General features: G+C 52.9%; 20 protein-coding genes and 1 tRNA gene. 10 read left to right on the forward strand and 11 right to left on the reverse strand.

The window, feature by feature from the left end; all coding sequences use genetic code 11:
• Positions 1-5: 5 nt before the first annotated feature.
• The 3 genes from ACJ77P_RS03555 to ACJ77P_RS03565 all read right to left on the reverse strand — a co-directional run bounded on the left by ACJ77P_RS03555 (position 6) and on the right by ACJ77P_RS03565 (position 3,288).
• Entirely contained in the window at positions 6-1,370 is a 1,365-nt protein-coding gene (locus tag ACJ77P_RS03555) for a TolC family outer membrane protein (protein ID WP_408998992.1), read from the reverse strand.
• 356 nt (positions 1,371-1,726) lie between these two features.
• The gene (locus ACJ77P_RS03560; protein WP_408998993.1) at positions 1,727-2,038 is read right to left on the reverse strand and encodes a hypothetical protein; all 312 of its coding nucleotides are present in this window, start codon (positions 2,036-2,038) and stop codon (positions 1,727-1,729) included.
• Positions 2,035-3,288, reverse strand: a complete 1,254-nt coding sequence (locus ACJ77P_RS03565) for a transposase (RefSeq protein WP_408998994.1) — start codon at positions 3,286-3,288, stop codon at positions 2,035-2,037. The genes ACJ77P_RS03560 and ACJ77P_RS03565 overlap by 4 nt, the downstream gene beginning before the upstream one ends.
• Positions 3,289-4,626: 1,338 nt before the next feature.
• Here ACJ77P_RS03565 and ACJ77P_RS03570 point away from each other — a divergent pair.
• The 3 genes from ACJ77P_RS03570 to ACJ77P_RS03580 all read left to right on the forward strand — a co-directional run bounded on the left by ACJ77P_RS03570 (position 4,627) and on the right by ACJ77P_RS03580 (position 7,032).
• Positions 4,627-5,547: a C1 family peptidase gene (locus tag ACJ77P_RS03570; protein ID WP_367359642.1), complete on the forward strand. Its 921-nt coding sequence runs from the start codon at positions 4,627-4,629 to the stop codon at positions 5,545-5,547.
• Positions 5,548-5,741: 194 nt separating this feature from the next.
• Positions 5,742-6,446, forward strand: a complete 705-nt coding sequence (locus tag ACJ77P_RS03575; protein WP_367359641.1) for a hypothetical protein — start codon at positions 5,742-5,744, stop codon at positions 6,444-6,446.
• Positions 6,447-6,465: 19 nt separating this feature from the next.
• The gene (locus ACJ77P_RS03580; protein ID WP_367359640.1) at positions 6,466-7,032 is read left to right on the forward strand and encodes a cache domain-containing protein; all 567 of its coding nucleotides are present in this window, start codon (positions 6,466-6,468) and stop codon (positions 7,030-7,032) included.
• Between the two features lie 209 nt (positions 7,033-7,241).
• On the opposite strand, the gene rbr is transcribed toward ACJ77P_RS03580, so the two are convergent.
• The gene (rbr, locus tag ACJ77P_RS03585; protein WP_408998995.1) at positions 7,242-7,817 is read right to left on the reverse strand and encodes a rubrerythrin; all 576 of its coding nucleotides are present in this window, start codon (positions 7,815-7,817) and stop codon (positions 7,242-7,244) included.
• A 132-nt stretch (positions 7,818-7,949) separates the two neighbouring features.
• Complete coding sequence (locus tag ACJ77P_RS03590; protein ID WP_367359638.1) at positions 7,950-8,387, reverse strand: Fur family transcriptional regulator; 438 nt, start codon at positions 8,385-8,387, stop codon at positions 7,950-7,952.
• Positions 8,388-8,844: 457 nt separating this feature from the next.
• Here ACJ77P_RS03590 and ACJ77P_RS03595 point away from each other — a divergent pair, with 457 nt between their 5' ends.
• The gene (locus ACJ77P_RS03595; RefSeq protein ID WP_367359637.1) at positions 8,845-10,143 is read left to right on the forward strand and encodes a hemolysin family protein; all 1,299 of its coding nucleotides are present in this window, start codon (positions 8,845-8,847) and stop codon (positions 10,141-10,143) included.
• On the opposite strand, the gene ACJ77P_RS03600 is transcribed toward ACJ77P_RS03595, so the two are convergent.
• On the reverse strand, positions 10,140-11,783 hold the full coding sequence (locus ACJ77P_RS03600; RefSeq protein WP_367359636.1) for an adenosylcobalamin-dependent ribonucleoside-diphosphate reductase: 1,644 nt from the start codon (positions 11,781-11,783) through the stop codon (positions 10,140-10,142). The two genes, ACJ77P_RS03595 and ACJ77P_RS03600, sit on opposite strands and share 4 nt — an antisense overlap.
• Before the next feature lie 221 nt (positions 11,784-12,004).
• Between ACJ77P_RS03600 and ACJ77P_RS03605 the strand changes: the two genes are divergently transcribed.
• Positions 12,005-12,244, forward strand: a complete 240-nt coding sequence (locus tag ACJ77P_RS03605) for a cytoplasmic protein (RefSeq protein WP_367359635.1) — start codon at positions 12,005-12,007, stop codon at positions 12,242-12,244.
• Positions 12,245-12,412: 168 nt separating this feature from the next.
• Here ACJ77P_RS03605 and ACJ77P_RS03610 read toward each other — a convergent pair whose 3' ends face one another.
• Together ACJ77P_RS03610 and ACJ77P_RS03615 are read right to left on the reverse strand one after the other, a co-directional pair.
• Complete coding sequence (locus tag ACJ77P_RS03610; RefSeq protein ID WP_367359634.1) at positions 12,413-12,718, reverse strand: hypothetical protein; 306 nt, start codon at positions 12,716-12,718, stop codon at positions 12,413-12,415.
• 321 nt (positions 12,719-13,039) lie between these two features.
• On the reverse strand, positions 13,040-14,461 hold the full coding sequence (locus ACJ77P_RS03615; RefSeq protein WP_408998996.1) for a pyridoxal phosphate-dependent decarboxylase family protein: 1,422 nt from the start codon (positions 14,459-14,461) through the stop codon (positions 13,040-13,042).
• A gap of 429 nt (positions 14,462-14,890) precedes the next feature.
• Here ACJ77P_RS03615 and ACJ77P_RS03620 point away from each other — a divergent pair, with 429 nt between their 5' ends.
• Both ACJ77P_RS03620 and ACJ77P_RS03625 read left to right on the forward strand, forming a co-directional pair.
• Positions 14,891-15,280 carry a hypothetical protein gene (locus tag ACJ77P_RS03620; RefSeq protein ID WP_408998997.1) on the forward strand — a complete coding sequence of 130 codons (390 nt, stop codon included), beginning with the start codon at positions 14,891-14,893 and terminating at the stop codon, positions 15,278-15,280.
• A gap of 79 nt (positions 15,281-15,359) precedes the next feature.
• Complete coding sequence (locus ACJ77P_RS03625; RefSeq protein WP_408998998.1) at positions 15,360-16,103, forward strand: glycoside hydrolase family 19 protein; 744 nt, start codon at positions 15,360-15,362, stop codon at positions 16,101-16,103.
• Positions 16,104-16,333: 230 nt separating this feature from the next.
• Here the strand turns inward: ACJ77P_RS03625 and ACJ77P_RS03630 are convergent, their stop codons facing one another.
• Together ACJ77P_RS03630 and ACJ77P_RS03635 are read right to left on the reverse strand one after the other, a co-directional pair.
• Positions 16,334-16,675 carry a nitrous oxide-stimulated promoter family protein gene (locus ACJ77P_RS03630; RefSeq protein ID WP_408998999.1) on the reverse strand — a complete coding sequence of 114 codons (342 nt, stop codon included), beginning with the start codon at positions 16,673-16,675 and terminating at the stop codon, positions 16,334-16,336.
• A gap of 381 nt (positions 16,676-17,056) precedes the next feature.
• Positions 17,057-17,133 (reverse strand) — tRNA-Arg (locus tag ACJ77P_RS03635).
• A 393-nt stretch (positions 17,134-17,526) separates the two neighbouring features.
• Between ACJ77P_RS03635 and ACJ77P_RS03640 the strand changes: the two genes are divergently transcribed.
• From ACJ77P_RS03640 to ACJ77P_RS03650, 3 genes are read left to right on the forward strand one after another with little or no spacing between them, the layout of a single operon-like run.
• Complete coding sequence (locus ACJ77P_RS03640; RefSeq protein WP_408999000.1) at positions 17,527-19,638, forward strand: N-acetylmuramoyl-L-alanine amidase; 2,112 nt, start codon at positions 17,527-17,529, stop codon at positions 19,636-19,638.
• A gap of 22 nt (positions 19,639-19,660) precedes the next feature.
• A complete protein-coding gene (locus tag ACJ77P_RS03645) occupies positions 19,661-20,146 on the forward strand; it encodes a hypothetical protein (protein WP_408999001.1) in 486 nt (161 codons plus the stop codon).
• Positions 20,147-20,164: 18 nt separating this feature from the next.
• Entirely contained in the window at positions 20,165-20,812 is a 648-nt protein-coding gene (locus ACJ77P_RS03650; RefSeq protein ID WP_367359627.1) for an MBL fold metallo-hydrolase, read from the forward strand.
• Here the strand turns inward: ACJ77P_RS03650 and ACJ77P_RS03655 are convergent.
• A complete protein-coding gene (locus ACJ77P_RS03655) occupies positions 20,809-21,324 on the reverse strand; it encodes a hypothetical protein (protein WP_408999002.1) in 516 nt (171 codons plus the stop codon). The genes ACJ77P_RS03650 and ACJ77P_RS03655 overlap by 4 nt on opposite strands.
• Positions 21,325-21,350 lie beyond the last annotated feature (26 nt).

The raw sequence follows: 21,350 nt of genomic DNA on the forward strand, positions 1-21,350 counted from the left end.
TTCGCTTATTGCGCAGCCGCCGTTTGCAGCCATCCGTTGATTTCATGAACATCCCTCTCTGAAATGGTCCCCGAGTAAGCTTTCAATCTCACACTGTTCAGCAGGCAGTCGTATCGCGCCTGCAGCAGTCGAATCAGGACATCCTGGAGGTCCTGCTCGGCGTTCAGGACATCGATCGTTGTCCGCATGCCGGCCAGCAGGGACATTTTGTTGGATTTCAGGGAGGTCAAGGCCGATTTGCGCGCCGTCTGCAGCGCATCGATCCGCGACACGCTGTCCCGAACGGCGAGAAAGGCTTCGCTGAGCTTCTGGGTAATATCGGCCAGGGCATTTTCGTACTCCATCCTGGCCTTCTCCAGGATCGCCCTGGATTCCTTGACCTTGGCCACTGTATACCCCCCGCTGAAGACAGGAAGATTGAGCTGAATGCCTACGCTGCCGTACGATATGCGGTTTGTCTGCAGATTGTTGTTCGTGTTGGTCTTATTGTAGCCTCCCACAAAGTCGAGACTTGGCCAATGTTGACCTTCGTTCTTCCTGAGCTCCGCCTCCTGGTAGGAAATCCGGTATGCATAGGATTTCAGCAGGGGATGGTTTTCCCTTGCTGCTTCGATCCAGGTTTCAAGGCGCTCGGGATCGGGAAGTCCCAGGGGGGCATCGTCCCTGAGCGGATTCAATCCGGTCGCGTCATTCCCCACGATTCTTGTGAGAGCCAGCCGTTTAACCTCACAATTGCTTCTGGCCCCGATTTCCTTTGCAAGAACCGAGTCGTAGCGGGCATCAGCATCATGGACATCGGTGATCGTGGATACCCCTGCCTGGAACATCCGCTTGGCCTGTTCGCGCTGTTCCAGAACGGCCCTCTTTTCGGCATCGATGAGGTCCAGCAGATTTTCCGCAGCCAGAGCGTTGAAATAGGCTTCAGCAAGCCGGAGGATCAAGTCCTGCTCCGCTGAGACAAATCGCGCGTCACCCATATTCTTGCGGACCTTGTGCTGCCGGTATTCATAAAAACGGGAAACATTGAAAATGGGCTGTTTGAGGGACACGCCCAGGGATTCGCTGTCAAAATCCCGATAGTAAGAGGGGGCGTTGTCGTAATAGTATCTGGATTCGGAGCCGTATGCCTGAATCTGGGGAAGAAGGAATGAGCGGCCCTGCGCCGGCAACGTCCTGGACGCTTCATGCTCGTGGACGTAGGACCCGAAGAGCGGATCATGCTGCCTGGCCCGGATGTAGGCTTCCATCAAATCCATGGCGGCAAGAGGTGTGGCCAAGGCGCTCTGAAGGGCAAGGAGAAGCAGCAGAAAAAGGGAAACAGAAAGGCGGCGGCACCTCTTTTTCCCATTTCCATTCTCGTCGACTGGCATCGTTCCGGTATCCTCTGTCAATAATCCCTCCCGGCTCAACCCTGCAGCCTTGCTCTTTTTGTTGAATTCCTGCGGATGTTGTTTTTCGGGCCGGAGATATGGGTCATTCCCTTTGCAAAATCCAGGTCATGATCCTTGAAGCGGGAGTTTTTACCCGTCCTCGAAGGGCTCGGGCATACCGGGGCCGCATTCCGAACAGGCTGTGGAGTCCCTTTCAACAGGCCGCCCTTTACTGCTCTGAAGGGTTGGGCTTGTGAATGGGTCCGACACACCTGTTGTAATGCCTTTTGCGGTCAGCCCTGAAAGGGGCGATGTCTCCCGTTTCGGAAAATCCCGGGGTCGACAGGGATGCGAGCCTATGGACGGTTGCGGCAACCTGCAGGGTCGGCGCGAAAAAACGGACTTCCTGTCTTGCCCGGGGGGGGGCAGCGGCTGCGCTTTTTCCCGGCAACGGCCAGGGGAGCCGCCGGATCCGTGACGGCGTTTATTCTCACCGCGTAGGATGTTTTCCTGGCGATATCGTCATCCGTAATGATATGCGCGTCCAGGAGTCCTTCAGAGGCATAGCCCGTTTTCAGATAATTGATCTCCGCCAGCGCGATGCTCCAGCCTTCAAGCCGGGAGTTCAGGCGACTGAGCTGTTCTTCATCGCCCTGAAAATGAATCATGAGGTCGATAGCGCTTCCGGGTCCTGCCGTTCCATTGTTGACGCTCCCGATAAGATCGGCGCCTTGACGCCGAACCTCTCGGAGTCGAGGCGTTCCAGAAGATTTCTTGCTTTTGATCGTGCTGTTTTGCCTTTTTTCTTTTTCGCTGTTTCGTCTGGTGCTGGACATTCCAACTCGGCTTCTCGCAGCAGGTCACGGTAGCGCTTTCTGAACTGTTCCGACTCTGTTTCCTCAAGGCGTCCCCCTGCTTCATGGGTGGCCTTGTTCATTGCCTTCAGGAGGACAATCATCTGCGCCGCCCATTGCTGATTACCCTGTTCTACCGCTCTTTCAAGCTCGCGGAGGTGACGAGCGTTGCAGAGCGCATGCAAACCGCCATAGTGGAAGTAGGGTTTCCAATGGTCGTGGCAGAGGGTCCTTTGAAACTTCGGCAATATCCCCATCTCGTCCATCGCTTCGCACCCTCGTTTGGCATGGGGATAAAAGCAGGTAAAGCTGTCGTTCGAGACACTATGCAACCAACGCCTGACGCCATCAATATCAATATGGATGCCGGTTTCATCGCTGTGAACCAATGCCGATTCCGCAAGCCGGCTTTTGCCCCACGATTCAAAGAACTCAAGCCGTTCAGAGGCATCCTTGTTGAAATTGTGGATCGACCCGGCACTGACCGGTATTCCCATCTGGTCCTGAAAGTGATCCTCTATGCGGTTGTACGGGATCAACTGGTACTGGGACATATAGACCGCATGGGCTTTGACGCCGATACCGTATTGCACCGGCCTGGCAACATCCTCTGGAAACGGTGCAACAAAACGCTTGCCGTTCTCATCTTCCAGAATTTCGGCCCGCCATTCGGTGACAAAGAGGCTGATGTCGAGATCGACAATCCGGCGGCGTTCGTATCCAGTTGATTGATAGTTTCCTGGTGGCAAGGTTTCTCTGTCAACCCGGATTTCCTTGACCAGATCAGGCTCGGGAAAGGGCTTCAGCGTGGTGCCGATATGTCCATTCTGTCCACCCGGTTTGCGTGCTCCCGGTTCTTTCGGCGCCTTTTTCCGATTGGGATCGGATGACGGCGGCTTGCTGCTGTTCTTGCTGGTGAGCCCCAAGCGGTTGGTTAAAATGGTCACGAGAAGCAGCAGGACCTCAAGGCTTGCCTTGAGTGCCGGAGACAGATTTTTCTCTTGTGCAATGAGATCGTTGACCCGTTGCACCGCATTCTCTACGTTAATGTTCTCAACGGTCATTCAGCCATCCGTGTTTTTTGATAGGCCACAATAACACAGATTTTCCTGAACCGATTTGACCTTCCAGGATGCCCTGTAGGCCACGGAATAATTTTCAACACGGACCGGCGGTGTTAGAGAATGCTTTGCAGGCAAATCAAGAGGCGCATGACATCCTTAAAGAGTCATTGTAAAGGTGGCTGAAACCGGGACCGATTTTTTGAAAATCTTTCCAAAAACCGTGTCAAGAACTTTTTTCAAAGATCACAAAAAAATTGTGCTGAACAGTTACCTTTTATTTTGAAAGGCCCCAAAAAAGATACGAACGCTTCATGTATTGTCCGCAGAAAGGGCGAACCATCTTGTGGCTGAGAAGGTATTCGCCGCCAGCACGCTGCGAAATAACAAAAACGGACCTATTTTGAGGGTTTGTCTATCGAATGAAACCGCGCCCTGCCACATCAGGGCAATAAAAAGTTGCCTTGCTCAAAACGAGGAATAGGCACTTTGCCTTCAACGGTAGAATCTATTGCCGAAATCGTCCTTTATGTCAAGCTTTAACCAGTAGACTGATGAGGTGCTGTCGATTCCAACCCGGCTGGAAACCCGCTCAGGACATCATAAAGAAAGTGTCCTTGTCGTAATTTTCTTGATTTCAGGCGGCATCTTATCCTGCTGAGGAAGACGAGAGGCCCCGGGAGCGCCTGTAAAAGGAAAGAACAGCTCAAGCCCCCTGATTTCCCAACAGAATGGCCGGCATGGCATGTCCCTGCCGGCCATTCTGTCATCCCTTATCGTGATCCCCGGGATGCATCCGGGGTGATGCTGGCGCACTTCGAACCGTATCCTTCAATAAAGACGCCATTTTCTGTTGACATGGAGAACAACTATTTTATACTTTAACAAAGTTCCAGCAAAGCCAGGGTGCCGCCGATCTTTTAATCCCGCACCTCCTTTCGGCTTGGTGGATCCGTCGCAGAAGCAGTCCTCGTTTGGATGTGTCCAGATCATGAGAACCTCACGGTATGCAGGATATAGAGGCGGATTCTGAAGTCTTCCATAGCCCGGAATCCAGAGACCTGCCTTTTTAACGTTTCGTCCCGTTCTTTGTGCCCCCTCTGCGGTGCTCTCCGCAAGCGTTCAAGGCCCGGATTTCATGAGAGCCGTCTTACCTCAACACTGGAAGCGATGCCGGCATTGAAAAGGGCGTTCCGGGCGGCAGAGAAAAAAGGGATTTCCATGTCCCTGTGCTTCTGCGCAATACCAGGGTGCTCGTTAACCGGATGAATCGATTTCATGACTGCCAATGAACAGAATTCTCAATCGTTGCAGAAAAAACAAAAAAAGGAGGTAACAGATATGGCGGATGCGAACGTTAAAAGAGGAATGGGATGGCGGCCGGATTATCCCGATTTCCGGGATTACACGGAGGAGCACGACGAGGTGACGCCAAAGCAGAAAGCCCAGGGGCAGAAGGATTCCCTCAAGGCCATGTTCACGAAAATGGGGTTGAGCAGATCTTCCAAGGCTAAACTGCCGGCAAAGAAAGATCTTCGCGAGTGGTGCTCTCCCGTAGAGGACCAGGAGGACCTCGGTTCCTGCACCGCCAATGCAGGGGTTGCCATCGTCGAGTATTTTGAAAAAAGGGCCTTCGGCAAGCACATCGATGCTTCGCGGCTCTTCCTGTACAAGGTCACCCGCAACCTCATGAAGGAAACGGGCGACACGGGTGCCTACCTGCGCTCAACCATGGGGGCCCTGGCGCTTTTCGGCGTCCCGCCTGAAGAGTACTGGCCATACAGGACCAAGGATTTCGATGTCGAGCCGCCGGCCTTCTGCTACGGATTCGCCGCGAATTATCAGGCGATTCGATACTATCGCCTCGATCCTCTCGGAACAACGGAAGAGGTTCTGCTCCACCGGATTAAAACCAAACTGGCCGCCGGCCTTCCGTCCATGTTCGGTTTTACGGTCTACACGTCCATTTCCCAGGCGGACGACAATGGCGGCCGGATTCCCTACCCGACCCGCGGGGAGAATCTGGAGGGCGGTCACGCCGTCGTTGCCGTTGGCTATGATGACAGCATGAAAATCAAAAATGCCAATAAAAATGGAATTGAAACAACCGGCGCACTCCTGATCCGAAATTCCTGGGGGAAGGGATGGGGCGACGAGGGCTATGGATGGCTGCCCTATGAGTATGTTACCAGGGGTCTGGCTGATGACTGGTGGTCTCTGATCAAAAATGAGTGGGTGGAGACCGGGGCATTCAAGCCGTAGAAAGACGGTGGATGGGGAGGACTTTGTGAAAAGAGAGTTGCCCGAAAAGCGGTCTTTTTTCTCTTTGCTCCGCCTGTGCTTCTTCGAAGCCGGGCTGGTCCGCGCGGCGGTAAACCGCTTCCGGGATGCTGGTCGTTAAACTGGCCAGGCGGGATCTTTCCATCGACAAATAAAAGAGCGGGATGGAGGCGGAAATGACGGAAAAAAGCCGACCCGAGTTTATTCTTGAAGCGATCAAGGCTCTCGTATGGCCAGTTTTGATCATCGCCGGGGTTCTCTGGCTGGGGAATGATTTTAAAGAAATGCTCCAAAGCCGGACCTTCAAGATTGGAGGGGTCCTTGAAGTGGGTGACCAAGTAAGCGATAAAGTCAACGTCCTGCAGGATTCGCTGCAGCAGGAACTCCTCAACCAGAAGGCATCCCTCGAGGAAATACTCGCTTCTTCATCTGATCCCGCCAGGGTTTCCGACATCGCCAGGGGTGCATTGAGCCGGATTGATAAGACGCAGACAGCCGTTAAAAAAGACATCCAACAGATTCAGCGGACCATCCCTCAGACGGGCCGCATCGAACCGGGGAAACCTTTGGAACTCCCGAACCGGCCCGATGTGAGCGCAAAAAGCCCGGGAATGGCCAAAGAGTGGGAAATCCTGGGGTTTCAGCGCCTGATATCCCGGGATGTTGAGTCCGCCATTCAGGCATTTTCATCGGCTGAGAACATCTGGTCTGATTATCATAATGTGTCGGAAATCCGTCAGCTTCTTCTTAACAACCGGGAGGCCCTGATGAACAGGGAGAGCCCGAAGTGGAAGGAGGTGTACCGGAAAATCCTGACCGATTACTCCTGGGGCATGCCACAGGATGTTCGAAGGACGATGGAAACGATCGTTGGCCGATGATTGAGAAATGATGTGATCCATGACGTCAGGGGAATATTTCGTTTCTTTTGTCTTGACTTTCAACTTTTTAACAATCAAAATGCCGTTGCGCATAAGCGCTAAATTCAAAAGGATGGAGGTTACTATGGGAAAGTTGGTTCGTAGTCTGGTCTTGGTCGGAATTTTCATCTTTGCAGCAGCGTTCATTGCCAATGCGGCGACACTCGATGAGGCGAAAGTATTGGCCCAGAGTGCCGCAGCCTTTGCGAAGGACAACGGAAAAGAAAAGGCGGCGGCGGAGTTTGGCAACCCAAACGGCCAATTTACAAAAGGCGAGCTTTACATTACGTTTGTCGATTTTAACGGCGTCGTCCTGATGCATGGCGCAAATCCCGGGCTGGCGGGCAAGAGTCTTCTGGAATCGAAGGACTCCGTCACCGGTAAGCTCTTTGTGAAAGAGCAGATTGAAATCGCAAAAACCCAGGGAGGCGGCTGGGCGGAATACAACTGGATGAATCCTGCCACCAAAAAGGTGCAGGTAAAGAAGTCATGGGTCCAGAAAGTGGACGGCATGGATGCCTATGTCGTCTGTGGAATTTTCCAATAAAAGGTCTTTTATGACCGGGTTATTCATCTGCGGTTGTTTCGCATAGACCCCTTGGGGGGAACCCCCGGGACGTTAACAGGAAACGGGGGCTTGCCCGGATCAGGATAAGCCCCCGTTTTTTTATGTCCATCCCGGAAGAGGCGTTGTTGCGGCGCAGGGCGAGGCGCCTCTTCCGCATCGAAGCTGAACGTCCTTTCAGGGGAGCAGGCTCAATAGTTCTCGACGAACAGTTCCTGATAGGCCTGCTCATGGTCACAGGCCGGGCATATTTCGGGGGCCTCAACGCCTTCGCTGATATAGCCGCAATTTCTGCACCGCCACTTCACGGACGCATCTTTTTTGAAGACCTTTCCTTCCTGAACATTGGCCAGGAGCTTCCGGTAGCGGATTTCGTGGCCGGTTTCCGCCTCCGCGATTTCCCTCCATACTCCTGCAATTTCCGGAAATCCCTCTTCATCAGCGATCCGGGCGAATTCGGGATAGAGGTCCGACCACTCTTCATGTTCTCCATCCGCAGCCGCAGCCAGGTTCTCCGCCGTGGAACCGATGACTCCGGCGGGGAAGGAAGCGGTGATTTCCACCATTCCTCCTTCCAGAAACTTGAAGAACCGTTTCGCATGCTCCTTCTCATTGTCGGCCGTGTCGGAAAAGATGAAGGAAATCTGTTCGTAACCTTCCTTTTTGGCTTGAGAGGCGAAATAGTTGTAGCGGTTTCTCGCCTGCGATTCTCCTGCAAAAGATTTGAGCAGATTCTGTTCGGTTTTTGTGCCTTTCAACGATGCCATAAATGTTTCCTCCTTGCTTGAGATTGAATGGATATGAAACCCCGGGCGCTGCACCCGGAGCAGGCTCCTGATTGTTTCGTTTCTTCCGGACGTGCCGTCCCTTGGAGAAAGGGATTTTCTGCGGGCTCCCCTCTAGGTTTTTCTCCCTTTGCGCGATGCCGCCTTCTGCTCGGATCCGCTTTCCCTGCAGTTCCGGCAGACGCCGTAGAAATCGACATGATTGCCTGCGATATCAAAGCCGTCCCGTTCGGCCTCCGGGACGCTCAGATCAAACTCCACATAGATGTCAACAATCTTTCGACATTCCGTGCAAATCAGGTGGTGATGACGGATCGTTTCCGGATCGTATCGCCTTTTGCCTCCGTCGATGGCCAGTTCGAGAACATGATCCCTGTCTCTGAGGGCCTTCAGCGTGTTGTAGACCGTGGCGAAAGACATGGTGGGAAATTTCTCCGATACGGCGGCATAGATATCCGCGGCGGAGGGATGCTCCCTGTTTCCACTCAGGTATTCCAGAATGGCCAATCGCTGCGGGGTCAGCTTCAGACCTGTGAGTTTGGCATCTTTCATTTTTAAGTTATAACCATTATTACTTTAGAATTTTTATCATGTATATCGAAAACCGGGCCGGCCGTCAAGAGAGTTTTTTGCCAGACCGTGATCAGATTTTTGTCATCCATCCATTATGCTGATAAGAATCAATCAGTTACAGGAAAATAATTTGATTTATCATGAAGAATCGACTAAATAGGGTGACGGTTTATTCTCCCGCTTGAATGTTACGGGCCGGCCGGATTGTTTGCGCTTGATGCCCGACGAACAAAGATGGACAACAGAGGATAGGGCCTACGCTTCTCACACCTGCACTCCCGATTTGTACCCATAGGCTTACAGGACAAGCGGAAGATGGATCAACCCGTTTTTCAAGCACCCGGATCTCGATGCACCCTGAAATAAATTGTTTGCACATTCAGGCATCACAATTGTATAAGTGGAAGGCCGCGAATCTTCTCCCAGGTAATCTTGCATGAATTCAGTGTGGTTTGAGATATTGCTGATCTTTTTTCTTGTTCTCTTGAATGGAGGGCTCTCCTTGTCTGAGCTTGCCCTTGTCTCGGCCAGGAAGGCCCGACTGGAGAGGCTGGCGAAAGAAGGGGATCAGAAGTCACGCATCGCTCTGGAGCTTTCCGAATCTCCGGACAGCTTCCTTTCCACCATCCAGATCGGAATCACCTTTGTCGGCATTCTGGCAGGTGCCTACGGTGGCGCGACGGTCGCCAAGGTGCTTACGGGGTACTTATCCGTTTTCCCCCAGCTCGCCCCATACGGCAAGACGATATCCTTCTTGATCGTTGTCGTTGCGATTACCTATTTGTCGGTGATTCTCGGTGAACTGGTCCCGAAGCGGCTTGCTCTCAACAACCCGGAACGGGTGGCTCGCCTCGTTGCCGGACCGATCAAGCGCCTTTCCCAGGTAACCCATCCCCTTGTGCTTCTGCTGAGCGGTTCGACCAATCTGATCCTGCGTCTTTTTCACGTCGAACCCTCCACGGAGCCGACCATAACGGAAGAGGAGATCAAGCTTCTCCTTGACCAGGGGACACAGGCGGGGACCTTCCAGGAGTTCGAACAGGAGACGATCGAACGCGTCTTTCGCCTGGCCGACCGGAAGGTGGCCTATCTGATGACCCACAGAACCGACATCGTCTGGCTCGATCTGAATGAAAGCCTTGAGGAAACAAAGCGCAAAATCGCCGAGCACAAATATTCCTTCTATCCCATCGTGCAGGATTCCCTGGACAATGTTTTGGGGGTGATGCGGGCGAAGGAACTCCTGGCCCTCACCATGGAGGGAAGACCCATTAACCTGAAGGAGATATGCCGGAAACCCCTTTATGTCTCCGAGACGACGCCGGCCGTCAAGGTCATGGAACTCTTCAAGAAAACGGGACTGCACATCGCCTTCGTGGTGGATGAGTACGGGGAGATTCTCGGTCTGGTCACCTTCGACGATATCCTGGGATCCGTTTTCGAGGATATCGAAGACGCGCCGGCTGGCGAGAAGGAAATCGTGGAGCGGGAAGACGGCTCATGGCTCATCGCCGGGAGCCTGCCCCTGGATGAGTTCATGGACTATATGGAAGTGGGAGAGATGGACGAAGAGGATCAGATGGGGATGAACACGGTGGGCGGGTTCGTCATGTCGAAAATCGGAACGGTTCCCGTTGAAGGGCAGCATTTCGAATGGCGGGGATTGAGATGCGAAGTGGTCGATATGGATGGCCGCCGGGTCGACAAAATCCTCGTAACGCGCATGGAGGACTAACAGATCTGATGGGTTCCGCAGGAAAGAATCTGGTAATCGCGGCTCTTGTTCCGGAATACGGTGATTCCCTTGAGCCCCATCCGGTGGGCCTTCACATAGATTTGAAGAACGTCTTCGACCGTGGCCGTTTCCGGGAGATTGACGGTTTTGGAAACGGCATTGTCGACGGAAATCTGGAAAGCCCTCTGAATGTTCAGATGTCCGCTGGGGGCAATTGAGTAAGCCCCGCGGAAAAGCCGCCTCCGCATATCCTTCCCATGGGGGCGGCTCTTGACTTCCCTCCAGAGCGGATCTTCCACTTCGATCTCGATCCCGCCAAGCAAAATTCTCCTGTAATGGATGTCGAAAATGGGTTCGATGCCGCCGGACGTTCCCGCAAGCAGGCTCAAGGTGCCGGTGGGAGCGATGGTTGTGGTCGTCGCGTTTCGCTGTAAGAGGTTTTTTCCGTCCCAGACGCTTCCCTTGTAATTGGGGAAAGGGCCGCGCCTTTCCGCCAGCCGGCCGGAGGCGATTTTGGATTCCTTCTGGATGAACCGCATAAGTTTTTCCGCCGTCTGTACGGCGTCGGGAGAGTCGTAGGGAATGCCCAGCCGGATGAGAAGGTGGGCAAAACCCATGACGCCGAGGCCGATCTTGCGGTTTCCCAGGGTCATCCCTCGTATTTCGTTTGAAGGATAAGTCCCGGCGTCGATGACATCATCGAGGAAGCGGACCCCCAGGTGGGTCAGCTCTGAAAGCCGTTCCCAGTTGATGTCTCTCTCCCTGACCAGCCGGGAAAGGTTGATGGATCCGAGGCAGCAGGATTCGTAGGGAAGCAGCGGCTGTTCGGCGCAGGGGTTGGTGGCCTCGATTTCTCCCAGATGGGGGGTCGGGTTGGCCCGGTTGATGGCGTCAAGGAAGATCGCCCCAGGTTCGCCGGACGCCCATGCCGATTCGGCGATCAGCCTCAGCAGTTCCCTGGCCCTGATTGTCCTCGCAACTTTTTTCGTCCGCGGATTTTGAAGGGGAAAAAGGCCGTCCTCATTGAAGCACTGCATGAAATTGTCGGTGAGCGCCACGGAGAGATTGAAATTGGTGAGTTCTGCAAGATCCCTCTTGACGGTTACAAATTCCTCGATGTCGGGGTGGTCGATCCGCAGAATGCCCATGTTCGCACCGCGCCGGGTGCCGCCCTGCTTGATCGCCTCGGTTGCACAGTTGAAGACGCGGATAAAAGACACCGGGCCGCTGGCGACTCCGAGGTTCGAGCGGACGACATCGTTTTTCGGCCGCAGGCGCGAGAAGGAAAATCCTGTTCCGCCTCCTGTTTGATGTATTTTGGCGGTGAGCTTCACGGACTCGAAAATGGAATCCAGGGAGTCTTCAACGGGAAGGACAAAGCAGGCGGCAAGCTGACCGTAAGGGCGGCCTGCATTCATAAGCGTCGGAGAATTCGGAAGAAATTCCAGGTTGGCCATCATGGAATAGAAGGCCTCGTTCATTTTCTCCCGGCATCCGTCCGGGGTGTCGTCCTCGGACCGGGATACGGCTGCGGCGACCCGGCGGAAGAGCCCGTCCGGCGTCTCCAGAAGAGTTCCGTCCTCATCCTTAAGGAGGTACCGTTCCTTCAGTACCAGCAGCGCATTATCGTCGAGTTGCACGGATCCTTTCCCTTCCCGCATGGGATGATTCTTGGAGAAACGCCCATCAAGACCTGTGGGCCGCCTTTGGTCCTTATCCCGGCATCAGGAATTTTCGGAAGAAGTATAAAAAGAACCAGCCTGTCCTGTCAATGGAATACGGAGAAGGCGTTCCGACTGTTTCCGGGGCTCCTGTCCCCGAAGATCTCCGAAGCCGGTACAGAGCTTGAAAAAAGGAAGATATGGAATACGAACGAATTCAAGTGACATGCCGCAGCGGTTACAAGGTCAATGAATATCCCCTTTCCTTTGAGTTCCGGAAAAGCCGGTGGGAGATCATGGAAATTCTGGATCGCTGGTACGAGGGGGGAAGAGAGCCGGAGAGGCCCGTTATGGATTATTACAAGGTCAAAACGCGGCAGGGCAGCATTTTTATCCTCATCTATGCCGCTCATCTGGATGAGTGGTTTATCCGCTATTGATTTCCCGACGTCAGCGGCCCGAGGTGATGCACTTGCTGCAAAAGCGTCCGGCCGGCGTCGAGCCGGCGTTAAGCGTTGGACATAGAGATCCGTTCCGGGGGCCAGGCTCCAATACATTACCACCGGCCATCCGGCCCGGCGGAGGATGAGCGGGAGGATCTCCAGGGATTATTCGATGATGATTCCCTGCCCGGTCTTCTGATATTCAAGGGCGACATGGTTGGCGAAGGCCGTTCTGCCCTGGGAATCGGCCTTGAATCCATGGGCATTGCACCACTGGACAATGGTTTGCGGATCGATGTCTGCGCGAATCGCAACATTTCCGCCGCTTTTAATCAATTCACACTGCTTTCGGACGAGGGTTCTCCAGTCTTCATAACGTGCGGGCATATTCCCGGGGTCGGTAAAGACATCAAGGGCCTCACGGTATGTACGCTCATCCTTGAACCACGCAACACCTATGACATCGCTCATTCTGATCCATCCTTTCTTTAGGAATAAGATTTCCACATCGTGAAGTGACTGTTGGAGATGATGAATTGCCTGTCCCTCACCTCGACCCTGCCCGGATAAAAGCTCCAGCTTCCAGATGTTGACCTATCGCACTGTTTGATTTCCTTAATTTATCGGTATATCTCTGCTCAAAGTCAAGGAATAAATCATGAGGGTCAAGACCGTCATCGATGCCGGCATCTACAGCCCCGACAACCGCCCGCAGTGAAAGAACCGCGCCGCTGACCGATTTTTCAAGCAGGAATGATTACTCCCGCGTCGTCCCTGGAGACTGGACGGCCGTCAGGACTCCTTGCCGCATAGCTCTTCGGCCTGCCGCACGATAAAGTCGAAGGCTTCGTTAATATGCCTCTCCGCCGTATTGGTTTGGCCCACGACGAGGCGCAGGGTGTACTGATCCCTGAGTTTCGTGTGGGTCAGATAGAGCTTTCCGGAGCTGTTCAATCGTTCAAGCAGCCTGGCGTTCAATTCGTTGAGGTCACCTCCGTAATTGAGCGGAACATAGCGAAAGCAGACCGTGTTGATCGCAACGGGAGCAAGCAGCTGAAAATCCTTCCTGCTGTTCAGCTTTTCGGCAAAAAGCCCAGCCAGCCTCAGATGCTCCCGAATCATGGCCTGCAATCCTTCCCTGCCGTAACCGCGGATGACAAACCACAGCTTCAAGGCCCGGAATCTCCTGCCGAGAGGAATCCCCCAATCGCGGTAGTTGTTCACTTCCTCATCCCGCTTCGTTTTCAGGTACTCGGGGGTGATCGAAAACGTTCGGATCAGCTCGTCAGGATCTTTCACGTAAAAGGCGGAGCAGTCGAAATTGGTGAACATCCACTTGTGGGGATTGAAAACAAAGGAATCGACCAGCTCCACACCATCGGCGAGATGGCGCATTTCGGGGAGAATCAGGGCGGTGCCTGCCATGGCGCCGTCTACGTGATGAAAGAGCCCGTACTTCGAGGCAACTTTCCCGATCGCGCGGATCGGGTCGAATGCCGTCGATCCCGTCGTTCCCATTGCCGATACGACGGCCAGGGGAACGAAGCCGGCCTGCACGTCATTGTGTATCCTGATTTCCAATTCATCGGGAAGCATGGCGAAATTGCCGTCCACAGGTACCTTTACCAGGTTGTCTTTTCCGAAACCCGCGATTTTGACGCCCTTTTCGACGGACGAATGAGCCTCTTCAGAGCAATAGAGCCGGAATCGCTCGCCGGCAAATCCCCTGTCATTGATGCCGTAGCCCGTTGCCCTTTCCCTGGCCATGAGCAGCGCCGTCAGGGTGGCCGTTGAAGCGCTGTCCTGAATCACGCCGGTGAACGTTTCCGGAAGTCCGATCATGTCCCTGAGCTGCATCATGACATACTCCTCGAGTTCCGCTGCTGCGGGGGATGTTTCCCATATCATGCACTGTTGGGCGAGGGCGGCGGTGAGCATCTCCGCCAGGATGGACGGGGGGCTGGTATTCGCAGGAAAATAGGCATAAAAATTCGGGCTTTGCCAGTGTGTAATGCCCGGGAGAAGAATGCGCTCAAAATCTGCAAGGAGGGTGTCCATTCCCACGTGTTCGAAGCAGTTTCCCCTGTTCAGTTCTGAAAGTATTTCGCCCGGCTGAACTTTTGATTTAACGGGATATCCCTCCACATTTTCGTAGTAGTCCGCTATCCAATCCGCAAATCTGTGCAACTCTTTCCGAAATGTGTCCTTGTTCATGAGTCGTTCCTTTCCGGGGTTTGCTCCCATATTCGTCCCTGGCCGAGGCGTCGAGGCGAGATACGGGGCACAGAAAATTCATTATCAGTCATCGCCAGTTTAATCAATATCGGCGATATTCAAAAGCCAAATTCTTTGTGGACGAAATGAGCCCCCGCATGCGACTACATCCGCAGGAGCCGGTTGCGGGCGCTATCCCTGACGATTGTGATTTCTCCTTTGTCAACGGCCATTGATCTTAATCCACGATTGTGCGATGATCAGATCGTAAAAAATGATATGACCGGCTGATTGTTTCGGCCGGTTCTTGTGCCTGCCCCGGGCGTCATGGGAAAAAAAGAAGCATGGATGCTGGATTCGTTGAACGAAATCTTTGCGCCTGTTATCCATCGGGAATCCAGGATATCTTCATCCGAGGAGGACGCAGATATGCGTGCGATCAAAGTATTTCTTGCTGCCGGCTTGATCCTCTTCATCGCGTGTTACGCATCTGCTGAACAGGAAAGCGAGTTTGAGGGAAAATACCAGGTCGGGAGCACCTCGTGTACAGTAAAACCGATCAAGATGGCCTTTGAAGTGCGGTGGGCAAGGGGAACAGGTTTCATGGTCTTCTTCTTCGAGAGAGAAACGGAGGATGGGAAATACATTTTCGTTTCAGAGGGAAAAGACGTGTTGCAGGATCGTTTTGAATTCGACGATCATCAATTTATATCGGGGAGATTTGTCCGATCCGATGGCAAAGTGTTCAAGGTCAAAAAAATCGCTTCCGAGAACCGGATGATGCCATGCCGGAATCCTGCACCCTTCAAGGGCAAATGAAACGGGAGCCCTGTCAATGAAGTTGTAATGGTGAGAAACATTTGATGTTTTTGTCCAGCCAAAAAGGGGGGGTGATGCTATGAAACTCAAGGAACTTGTGGCGATTACCAGGAAGACGGACATCAATAAACTGACAGAGGAGCAGATCAAAGAGCTGCAGACGGCTTTGAACCAGCTGGGCTATCCGGTCGGTGACATTGACGGCTTGGTGGGCCCGAAAACCCGCAGCGCCTGGTCCGAGTTCAAGGCGGATGTCTATGAGGAGGACCCGGTCCTGATCAACCCTGACTTTATCGCTGCGCTTCAGAAACGGGTTGAGGATGCCGGGGAGGCTCAGGACAACGACTTCAGTACCAGGGAAGGAACCATCGATGCGATAAGGAGGGAATGCAGAAAGCAGGATATCGGATCCAATGCTCAGATCGCCTATGTCCTGGCGACCGTGGAATGGGAAACGAACCACACCTTCAAGCCGGTTCGGGAAGCCTATTGGAAAAGCGAAGAATGGAGGAAAAATAACTTCCGGTATTACCCTTATTATGGCCGTGGATATGTCCAATTGACCTGGGACAACAACTACAAGAAATATTCACAGATTTTAGGGGTGGACCTGGTCAGCAATCCGGACCGGGCAATGGACGCTGATATCGCGCTCTTCGTTCTGGTTCATGGTTTCAAGACAGGGACGTTTACAGGCCGTAAAATCACGGATTACATCAACAAGAACAAGACGGATTTTGTTAACGCCAGACGCTGCATTAATGGAACGGATCACGCCCGTGAGATCGCCCGGTTGGCTGAGGACTTTCTGAACGCCCTTTAAGAACGGGGCTCTCCAGGTAAAACAGGTGGGACAGGTTCGTGCATTTCCTGGTTGATGGGGTATTTGCTCCCAAATCCGGTATGAGAACGCTGTTGTGGAAGAGAATGCCGTTGATGGCCGCCGCACAACGTGCCAGTATTGAAAAATGCCTGTGCGAGCCTTGATGCATCTCAATCGTGAGAAGATGAAAGGGAAGGGGGACGGTCAATCCAAGTTCGCTCTCTTGCAAATCAGGTATTGTGCGGGGGAGCTGATTTTTTCGTTCCTGTTGAACCCGGCGGCTCTTGCCGGGTTGCTATCAGGTGCCTCACTGCAAGGATCGAATGGAAGAAGATCATCCTCGGTCCCGAAAATTTCATGACAGCCCTGATTTTATCCCTCATTTGCGGGTGATAGCAGTGGATCCTGCATTTCGCACACACCGGTTTGTCCTTGCCGAAGGGGCATCTGAGATATCTCTGTGCGGCATATTCAAATAGTTCCTCACAGTCCCCGCAGCGTTGATCCAACCCATGGGAATGCCGGCAGTACATGTCAATCATGATGCCGACTGTTTTCAGCTCCCGCTCCATCCTCTTCACCCTTCGGGGATGCTGTGATTCTAAATCCTTTAAAAATTATGATTCGGATCTTTCCTGAAAGCAACGGATAATAGCACGGTCATGGTGAAATGCGATATCATATCTTTCCATTTCCGAGGGACCAATCCGTAATCTACTTTTCCGAATGGAAGACACCATGGTCCGGCCGACGGTAGCGTCTTGCCCGCGTACCTTGATGTCGAGGAGATGCATGGGAGATGTTGGACATATCCTAATAGGGGATGCTAATCCGCAAGAAAATATTTGCTTTCTCGAAGGGTTAAATTTGGGAGATTTTTCGTTTTGGGCAGCAATCGGGTAGCAGAGAAAAAATAAAGGGGGTTGAGCATTTTGCACAACCCCTTTATTTTATGGTGGGCGATGCGCGATTCGAACGCGCGGCCTTTGGTTCCGGAGACCAACGCTCTATCCTACTGAGCTAATCGCCCCTGTGACTTCGCAGATTTGTAGGATCCATCTTATGGTAAAGACAGACAAAATAGGAGGCACTCTTCTGGCATTTTTCCCTGAATCTGTCAAGGCCATATTTTACTGGCGGTTCCACGAAAGACGACCTCCATTCAGCTTCATGGGGTAAAAGTCAAATTTTAAAGTTTTTTTTCAGGGGAATGGGTTGAAATCATGGATGAATTCTGCTAATTGTTTTGTTTGATGTGGCGTTAATTTTGAATATATAAGAAATTACCAGAAATAACAGAGTTGAATATCACGTAAGTATCATCTAAAATTCCTGTTCCGTACCACAACATGAGCAGATTGTGGGCTTGCTTGGAGGGATGATGACAGATCCACATCGTTTTGTCCGCACATCAGGTAGACTGATGGCCGCTATCTGGCTGATGATGAGCCTGTGCTGCCTCCTCCCCCCTGATGTCCTGGCCGCCAATGCCATCCTCAATATCCGCCACTGGGTGGCGCCCGACCATACCCGGATAGTCATTGATACCTGCGAAAGAACACGTTATCAGATGGTGAAAAAGGGGCAGGTTCTGTCTCTTTATTTCCGCAACTGCGAGGTACAGGAATCCATACCGAATTCCATTCTTTTGAATAAAAAGGGCATTGAAAAAATACAGCACGAATCCGTCGGCAAATATCGGCATAAAGTGGATTTTTTCCTCGATAAAAAAGTAAAAACAAGGGTTTTTAATTTAAAGAGGGTTAAAGACAAACCGTACCGGATCGTTATCGACATCGAATTTCCGGATGTCGAAAAAAAGGAGCTGGAGGAGAGAGCTGAGGCCAGGCAGCAGCAAAGAGATCGAATTATCGTGATCGATCCGGGGCATGGCGGGGATGATCCGGGGGCAATCGGCCAGGGGGGAACCTATGAGAAGGATGTCGTTCTGGAGATCAGCAGGAAACTCAGGACCCATTTAAACCAGCAACCGGGTTATCGCGCCTTCTTGACCCGTGACGGCGACTACTATGTCCCTTTTAAAAAACGGCTGAAGATCGCACGGGAATATGGCGCAGCGATGTTTATCAGCATTCACGCTGATGCCGCTGCTAACAGGGACGCGCGGGGCAGTTCCGTCTACTGCCTTTCCGTGGACGGGGCAAGCAGCGCGGCGGCCAGGATTCTGGCAAACAAGGAAAACCTTGCCGACATGGTCGGTGGTTCCCCCAATGGCGATTCCCATGAAGCTTCTGATCCCATCATCCTGAATATGTGTCAGACCAATACCCGGAACATGTCAAAAAACTTTGGAACGTTGGTGTTGAATCACCTTGAGAGGGTGGGTCATGTGAAATTCAAGGCCGTGCAGGAAGCCCAGCTGCGGGTATTGAAGCTTCCCGAAATACCTTCGGTTCTTGTGGAAACGGCTTACATTTCCAACATGGAGGAGGAAGAGTGGCTGAAAGATCCGGTTTTTCAATCAAGGATAGCGGAAACTGTGGGAAACGCGATCCTGGAATTTGAACCGTCACTTCCCTTGACGCCACCGGCGTCACCCGCCGTTCTGGTCCGTCATGAGCAGGGTGCCGGAGCTGGGAAAAAGGGAGTGGCAGTCGCCGCCTCATCGGCTCCGAGACCCTCTTCCGGTAAGGCGAAGGGACCAAGTGCTTCTTCCGTTCAGTTCCATAGAGTGAAGAGGGGGGAAACCCTGCTGAAGATTGCCCTCCGCTACGAGATGTCCCTTTCCGAATTGGCGCGATTGAACTCGATGGGGATTTCAGATCCATTGCTTGCAGGAAAGCGACTGAAGATTGCACAATCAGTAACCTCTGAGACCTCGGAGGAGACAGGGAAAAGGGAGATAAAAAAATCCAGTTTATCACAGATTTCAGAACCGGAAGGGCAGGGGAGCGTCTTCCATAAGATCAAGAGAGGTGAAACTCTGGCTACCATTGCCCGACGTTACCGAACAACGCCGGACAACCTGCTGAAGCTGAACGGACGAACCTGGAAGGATCCCCTGTATGCCGGGAACAGGATAAAGGTGAAAGACGATGGCCATGGTGACGGCGTTCCCGATGGCGGGTCCGCGGACAGGGCAGTGAAAATCGCAAAAAACCGGGACTCCCTTCGAGGCGCATCTTCAACATCGTCATACGAGGTCCGGCGGGGAGACAGCCTGGGCTCCATCGCCCGGGAACACCGTACGACGGTGGGGGAACTTTGCAGGCTCAACAGCATGAAGATCGGCGATGCTCTTCTGGCAGGAACGACAATCAAGATTCCCGAAACCGCGGTGGTTGCTGAATCCCAGGAGGAGCGAACCGTCCCGGCAGCGGAGGCAACCAGCACCCGGAGGAAGGCAACCGGCCACATCACCTACAGGGTGAAGCGGGGGGATACCCTGGATACAATCGCCCGCAAGCATAAAACACCGCTCAACGTCCTTCTGTCTTTGAATAAGATGAAATTGAACGATCCGTTGTACGCCAATCAGTCCCTTAAATTGCCCAGAGAATCCTCCTTTTTCTAGGATACGGAAAAGAAGGACGCAGATGAAGACGCACCGGAAATGGATCGGGACGGTTTTCCCGCTCGTGGCGATTTTCTTCCTGTTGTATCTGCCCGCTTGGAACTGCTGTGCACAGGGGGTTTTTTCCCCCAGGAGCCCTTTCCATATCAGGGGCGATCTGTTGCTGAGCTCTCCCATCCAGGAAAATGATCGGGTACCCCCTCCTTTTCCGCCCATGGATATTCCGGATTCCGGCATGTTTCCGCCGTTATCCCCTCAGGAAGGGGAGCCAAGCGGAAAAGAACGGCAATCTAGTGACATCAACAGCTGGAGCTTTTTTTCTCTCTCCCTCTCTCCCCTGGAGAATACCGGTCCCATGCGCGACATCAGCGGAAGGGCGGAGGAAAAAAACCGCCTGGAAATGCTGGAGGCTTTGACTTCGGGTTTTTCGGATATGTCTTCAAGGAGGAGACTTCAATCTCTCGGTGAGATCTTTGAGCCGGAAGTGAAGCTGGAAATCACATTTTAATGAAGGAAAAAACGGTCGATGCTGACAAAAATCCAGGCTGATCTCTATGCCTTCCTTTGGGAAAGCAACAGGGAGAACAACAGCAATACTTTTTTAATTCTCGGAGATAAAACGATCCTTATTGACCCGGGATACGGCCATCTCTTCGGTGAGGTGCGGCGGGGCCTTTCAGCTTTAAACCTCTCAACCGGGCAGATTGATGTCGTTCTCGCCACTCATGCACATCCCGATCATCTCGATGCCATGACGATGTTCCGAAAGCCGACTCTGTCCATGATGGGCCAGGAAGATTTTCTGTATTTCACCAAGCTGGCCAGCCTTTCCTTCCCAATGCCGGAGCCGGACATCCTGCTGCAGGCGGGGGAATTGGACATCGGCCGGGTGCGGCTTCAGGTTCTTGTTACGCCGGGGCATTCACCCGGTTCGCTGTGCCTTTACTGGCCGGAAAAGAAAGCCCTCTTCTGCGGGGATGTGGCCTTTGAAGATGGAATCGGCACCACCGACCTTCCCGGTGGAGACGGAAAACTGATGAAGGAGAGTCTCATACGAATCAGCCAATTGGACGTTGAGGTCCTTCTCCCGGGGCATGGAAACGTTGTTGTCGGCCGGGAAGCGGTCCGGAGAAATTTCGAAAGAATTGAATCCTTCTGGTTCAGCTATCTTTAACGCGCTACCGCCGACCGGATTTTCTGAATGGAACGGTCCTTTAACTGCTCCCGAACCTTTATCCACAGGGGATCCCGATCAAGGTTCGGAACCACCGCTGAACCGGAAATGCCCTGTTGCGACAGATCGCTTATTGCCTTTGCCGCCAGCTCCCGCTCTTTTTCACTGAGTTCGGTTCGGTATCCACCGATCAGCTCCCGCAGGGGGGCGGTGTCACGATGCAGAATGCTTTCCATCATCTGGAAAACCCGTTCACTGTTGCCGTCTGGATCGACCCTGTCAAGAAGCTCCTTCAGGAGGGCAGGCCGCAGCTCAGGCTCTTTGGCTTTTTCCTGTTGTATTTCCTCCTTGAGACGCGCAAGATCCAGGGTCCCATCGATGCATTTCTGCACCCATCCCTTGACTTTGCCTCCGAGTTCACGGGAATTCAGGGCCTTTTTTTCCTCCTCCGTCATGGTCAGTCCTTTCGTCCTTTCCATGATCAGATCCAGCGTACTTTTAATCTCAGCCATTTCCAGCCCCTCTCCGATTTCTGATC

Origin of the sequence: Syntrophus buswellii (genome assembly GCF_046097065.1) — a bacterium.
Lineage (GTDB): Bacteria > Desulfobacterota > Syntrophia > Syntrophales > Syntrophaceae > Syntrophus > Syntrophus buswellii.

Coding starts and splice junctions, on each gene's coding strand:
- ACJ77P_RS03610 (WP_367359634.1), bottom strand. CDS start 12,718: ATGAGCGATGTCATAGGTGTTGCGTGGTTCAAGGATGAGCGTACATAC.
- ACJ77P_RS03645 (WP_408999001.1), top strand. CDS start 19,661: ATGAAGACGCACCGGAAATGGATCGGGACGGTTTTCCCGCTCGTGGCG.
- ACJ77P_RS03650 (WP_367359627.1), top strand. CDS start 20,165: ATGCTGACAAAAATCCAGGCTGATCTCTATGCCTTCCTTTGGGAAAGC.
- ACJ77P_RS03555 (WP_408998992.1), bottom strand. CDS start 1,370: ATGCCAGTCGACGAGAATGGAAATGGGAAAAAGAGGTGCCGCCGCCTT.
- ACJ77P_RS03570 (WP_367359642.1), top strand. CDS start 4,627: ATGGCGGATGCGAACGTTAAAAGAGGAATGGGATGGCGGCCGGATTAT.
- ACJ77P_RS03590 (WP_367359638.1), bottom strand. CDS start 8,387: ATGAAAGATGCCAAACTCACAGGTCTGAAGCTGACCCCGCAGCGATTG.
- ACJ77P_RS03605 (WP_367359635.1), top strand. CDS start 12,005: ATGGAATACGAACGAATTCAAGTGACATGCCGCAGCGGTTACAAGGTC.
- ACJ77P_RS03560 (WP_408998993.1), bottom strand. CDS start 2,038: ATGATTCATTTTCAGGGCGATGAAGAACAGCTCAGTCGCCTGAACTCC.
- ACJ77P_RS03640 (WP_408999000.1), top strand. CDS start 17,527: ATGGCCGCTATCTGGCTGATGATGAGCCTGTGCTGCCTCCTCCCCCCT.
- ACJ77P_RS03565 (WP_408998994.1), bottom strand. CDS start 3,288: ATGACCGTTGAGAACATTAACGTAGAGAATGCGGTGCAACGGGTCAAC.
- ACJ77P_RS03575 (WP_367359641.1), top strand. CDS start 5,742: ATGACGGAAAAAAGCCGACCCGAGTTTATTCTTGAAGCGATCAAGGCT.
- ACJ77P_RS03620 (WP_408998997.1), top strand. CDS start 14,891: ATGCGTGCGATCAAAGTATTTCTTGCTGCCGGCTTGATCCTCTTCATC.
- ACJ77P_RS03615 (WP_408998996.1), bottom strand. CDS start 14,461: ATGAACAAGGACACATTTCGGAAAGAGTTGCACAGATTTGCGGATTGG.
- ACJ77P_RS03655 (WP_408999002.1), bottom strand. CDS start 21,324: ATGGCTGAGATTAAAAGTACGCTGGATCTGATCATGGAAAGGACGAAA.
- ACJ77P_RS03630 (WP_408998999.1), bottom strand. CDS start 16,675: ATGGAGCGGGAGCTGAAAACAGTCGGCATCATGATTGACATGTACTGC.
- ACJ77P_RS03625 (WP_408998998.1), top strand. CDS start 15,360: ATGAAACTCAAGGAACTTGTGGCGATTACCAGGAAGACGGACATCAAT.
- ACJ77P_RS03595 (WP_367359637.1), top strand. CDS start 8,845: ATGAATTCAGTGTGGTTTGAGATATTGCTGATCTTTTTTCTTGTTCTC.
- rbr (WP_408998995.1), bottom strand. CDS start 7,817: ATGGCATCGTTGAAAGGCACAAAAACCGAACAGAATCTGCTCAAATCT.
- ACJ77P_RS03580 (WP_367359640.1), top strand. CDS start 6,466: ATGACGTCAGGGGAATATTTCGTTTCTTTTGTCTTGACTTTCAACTTT.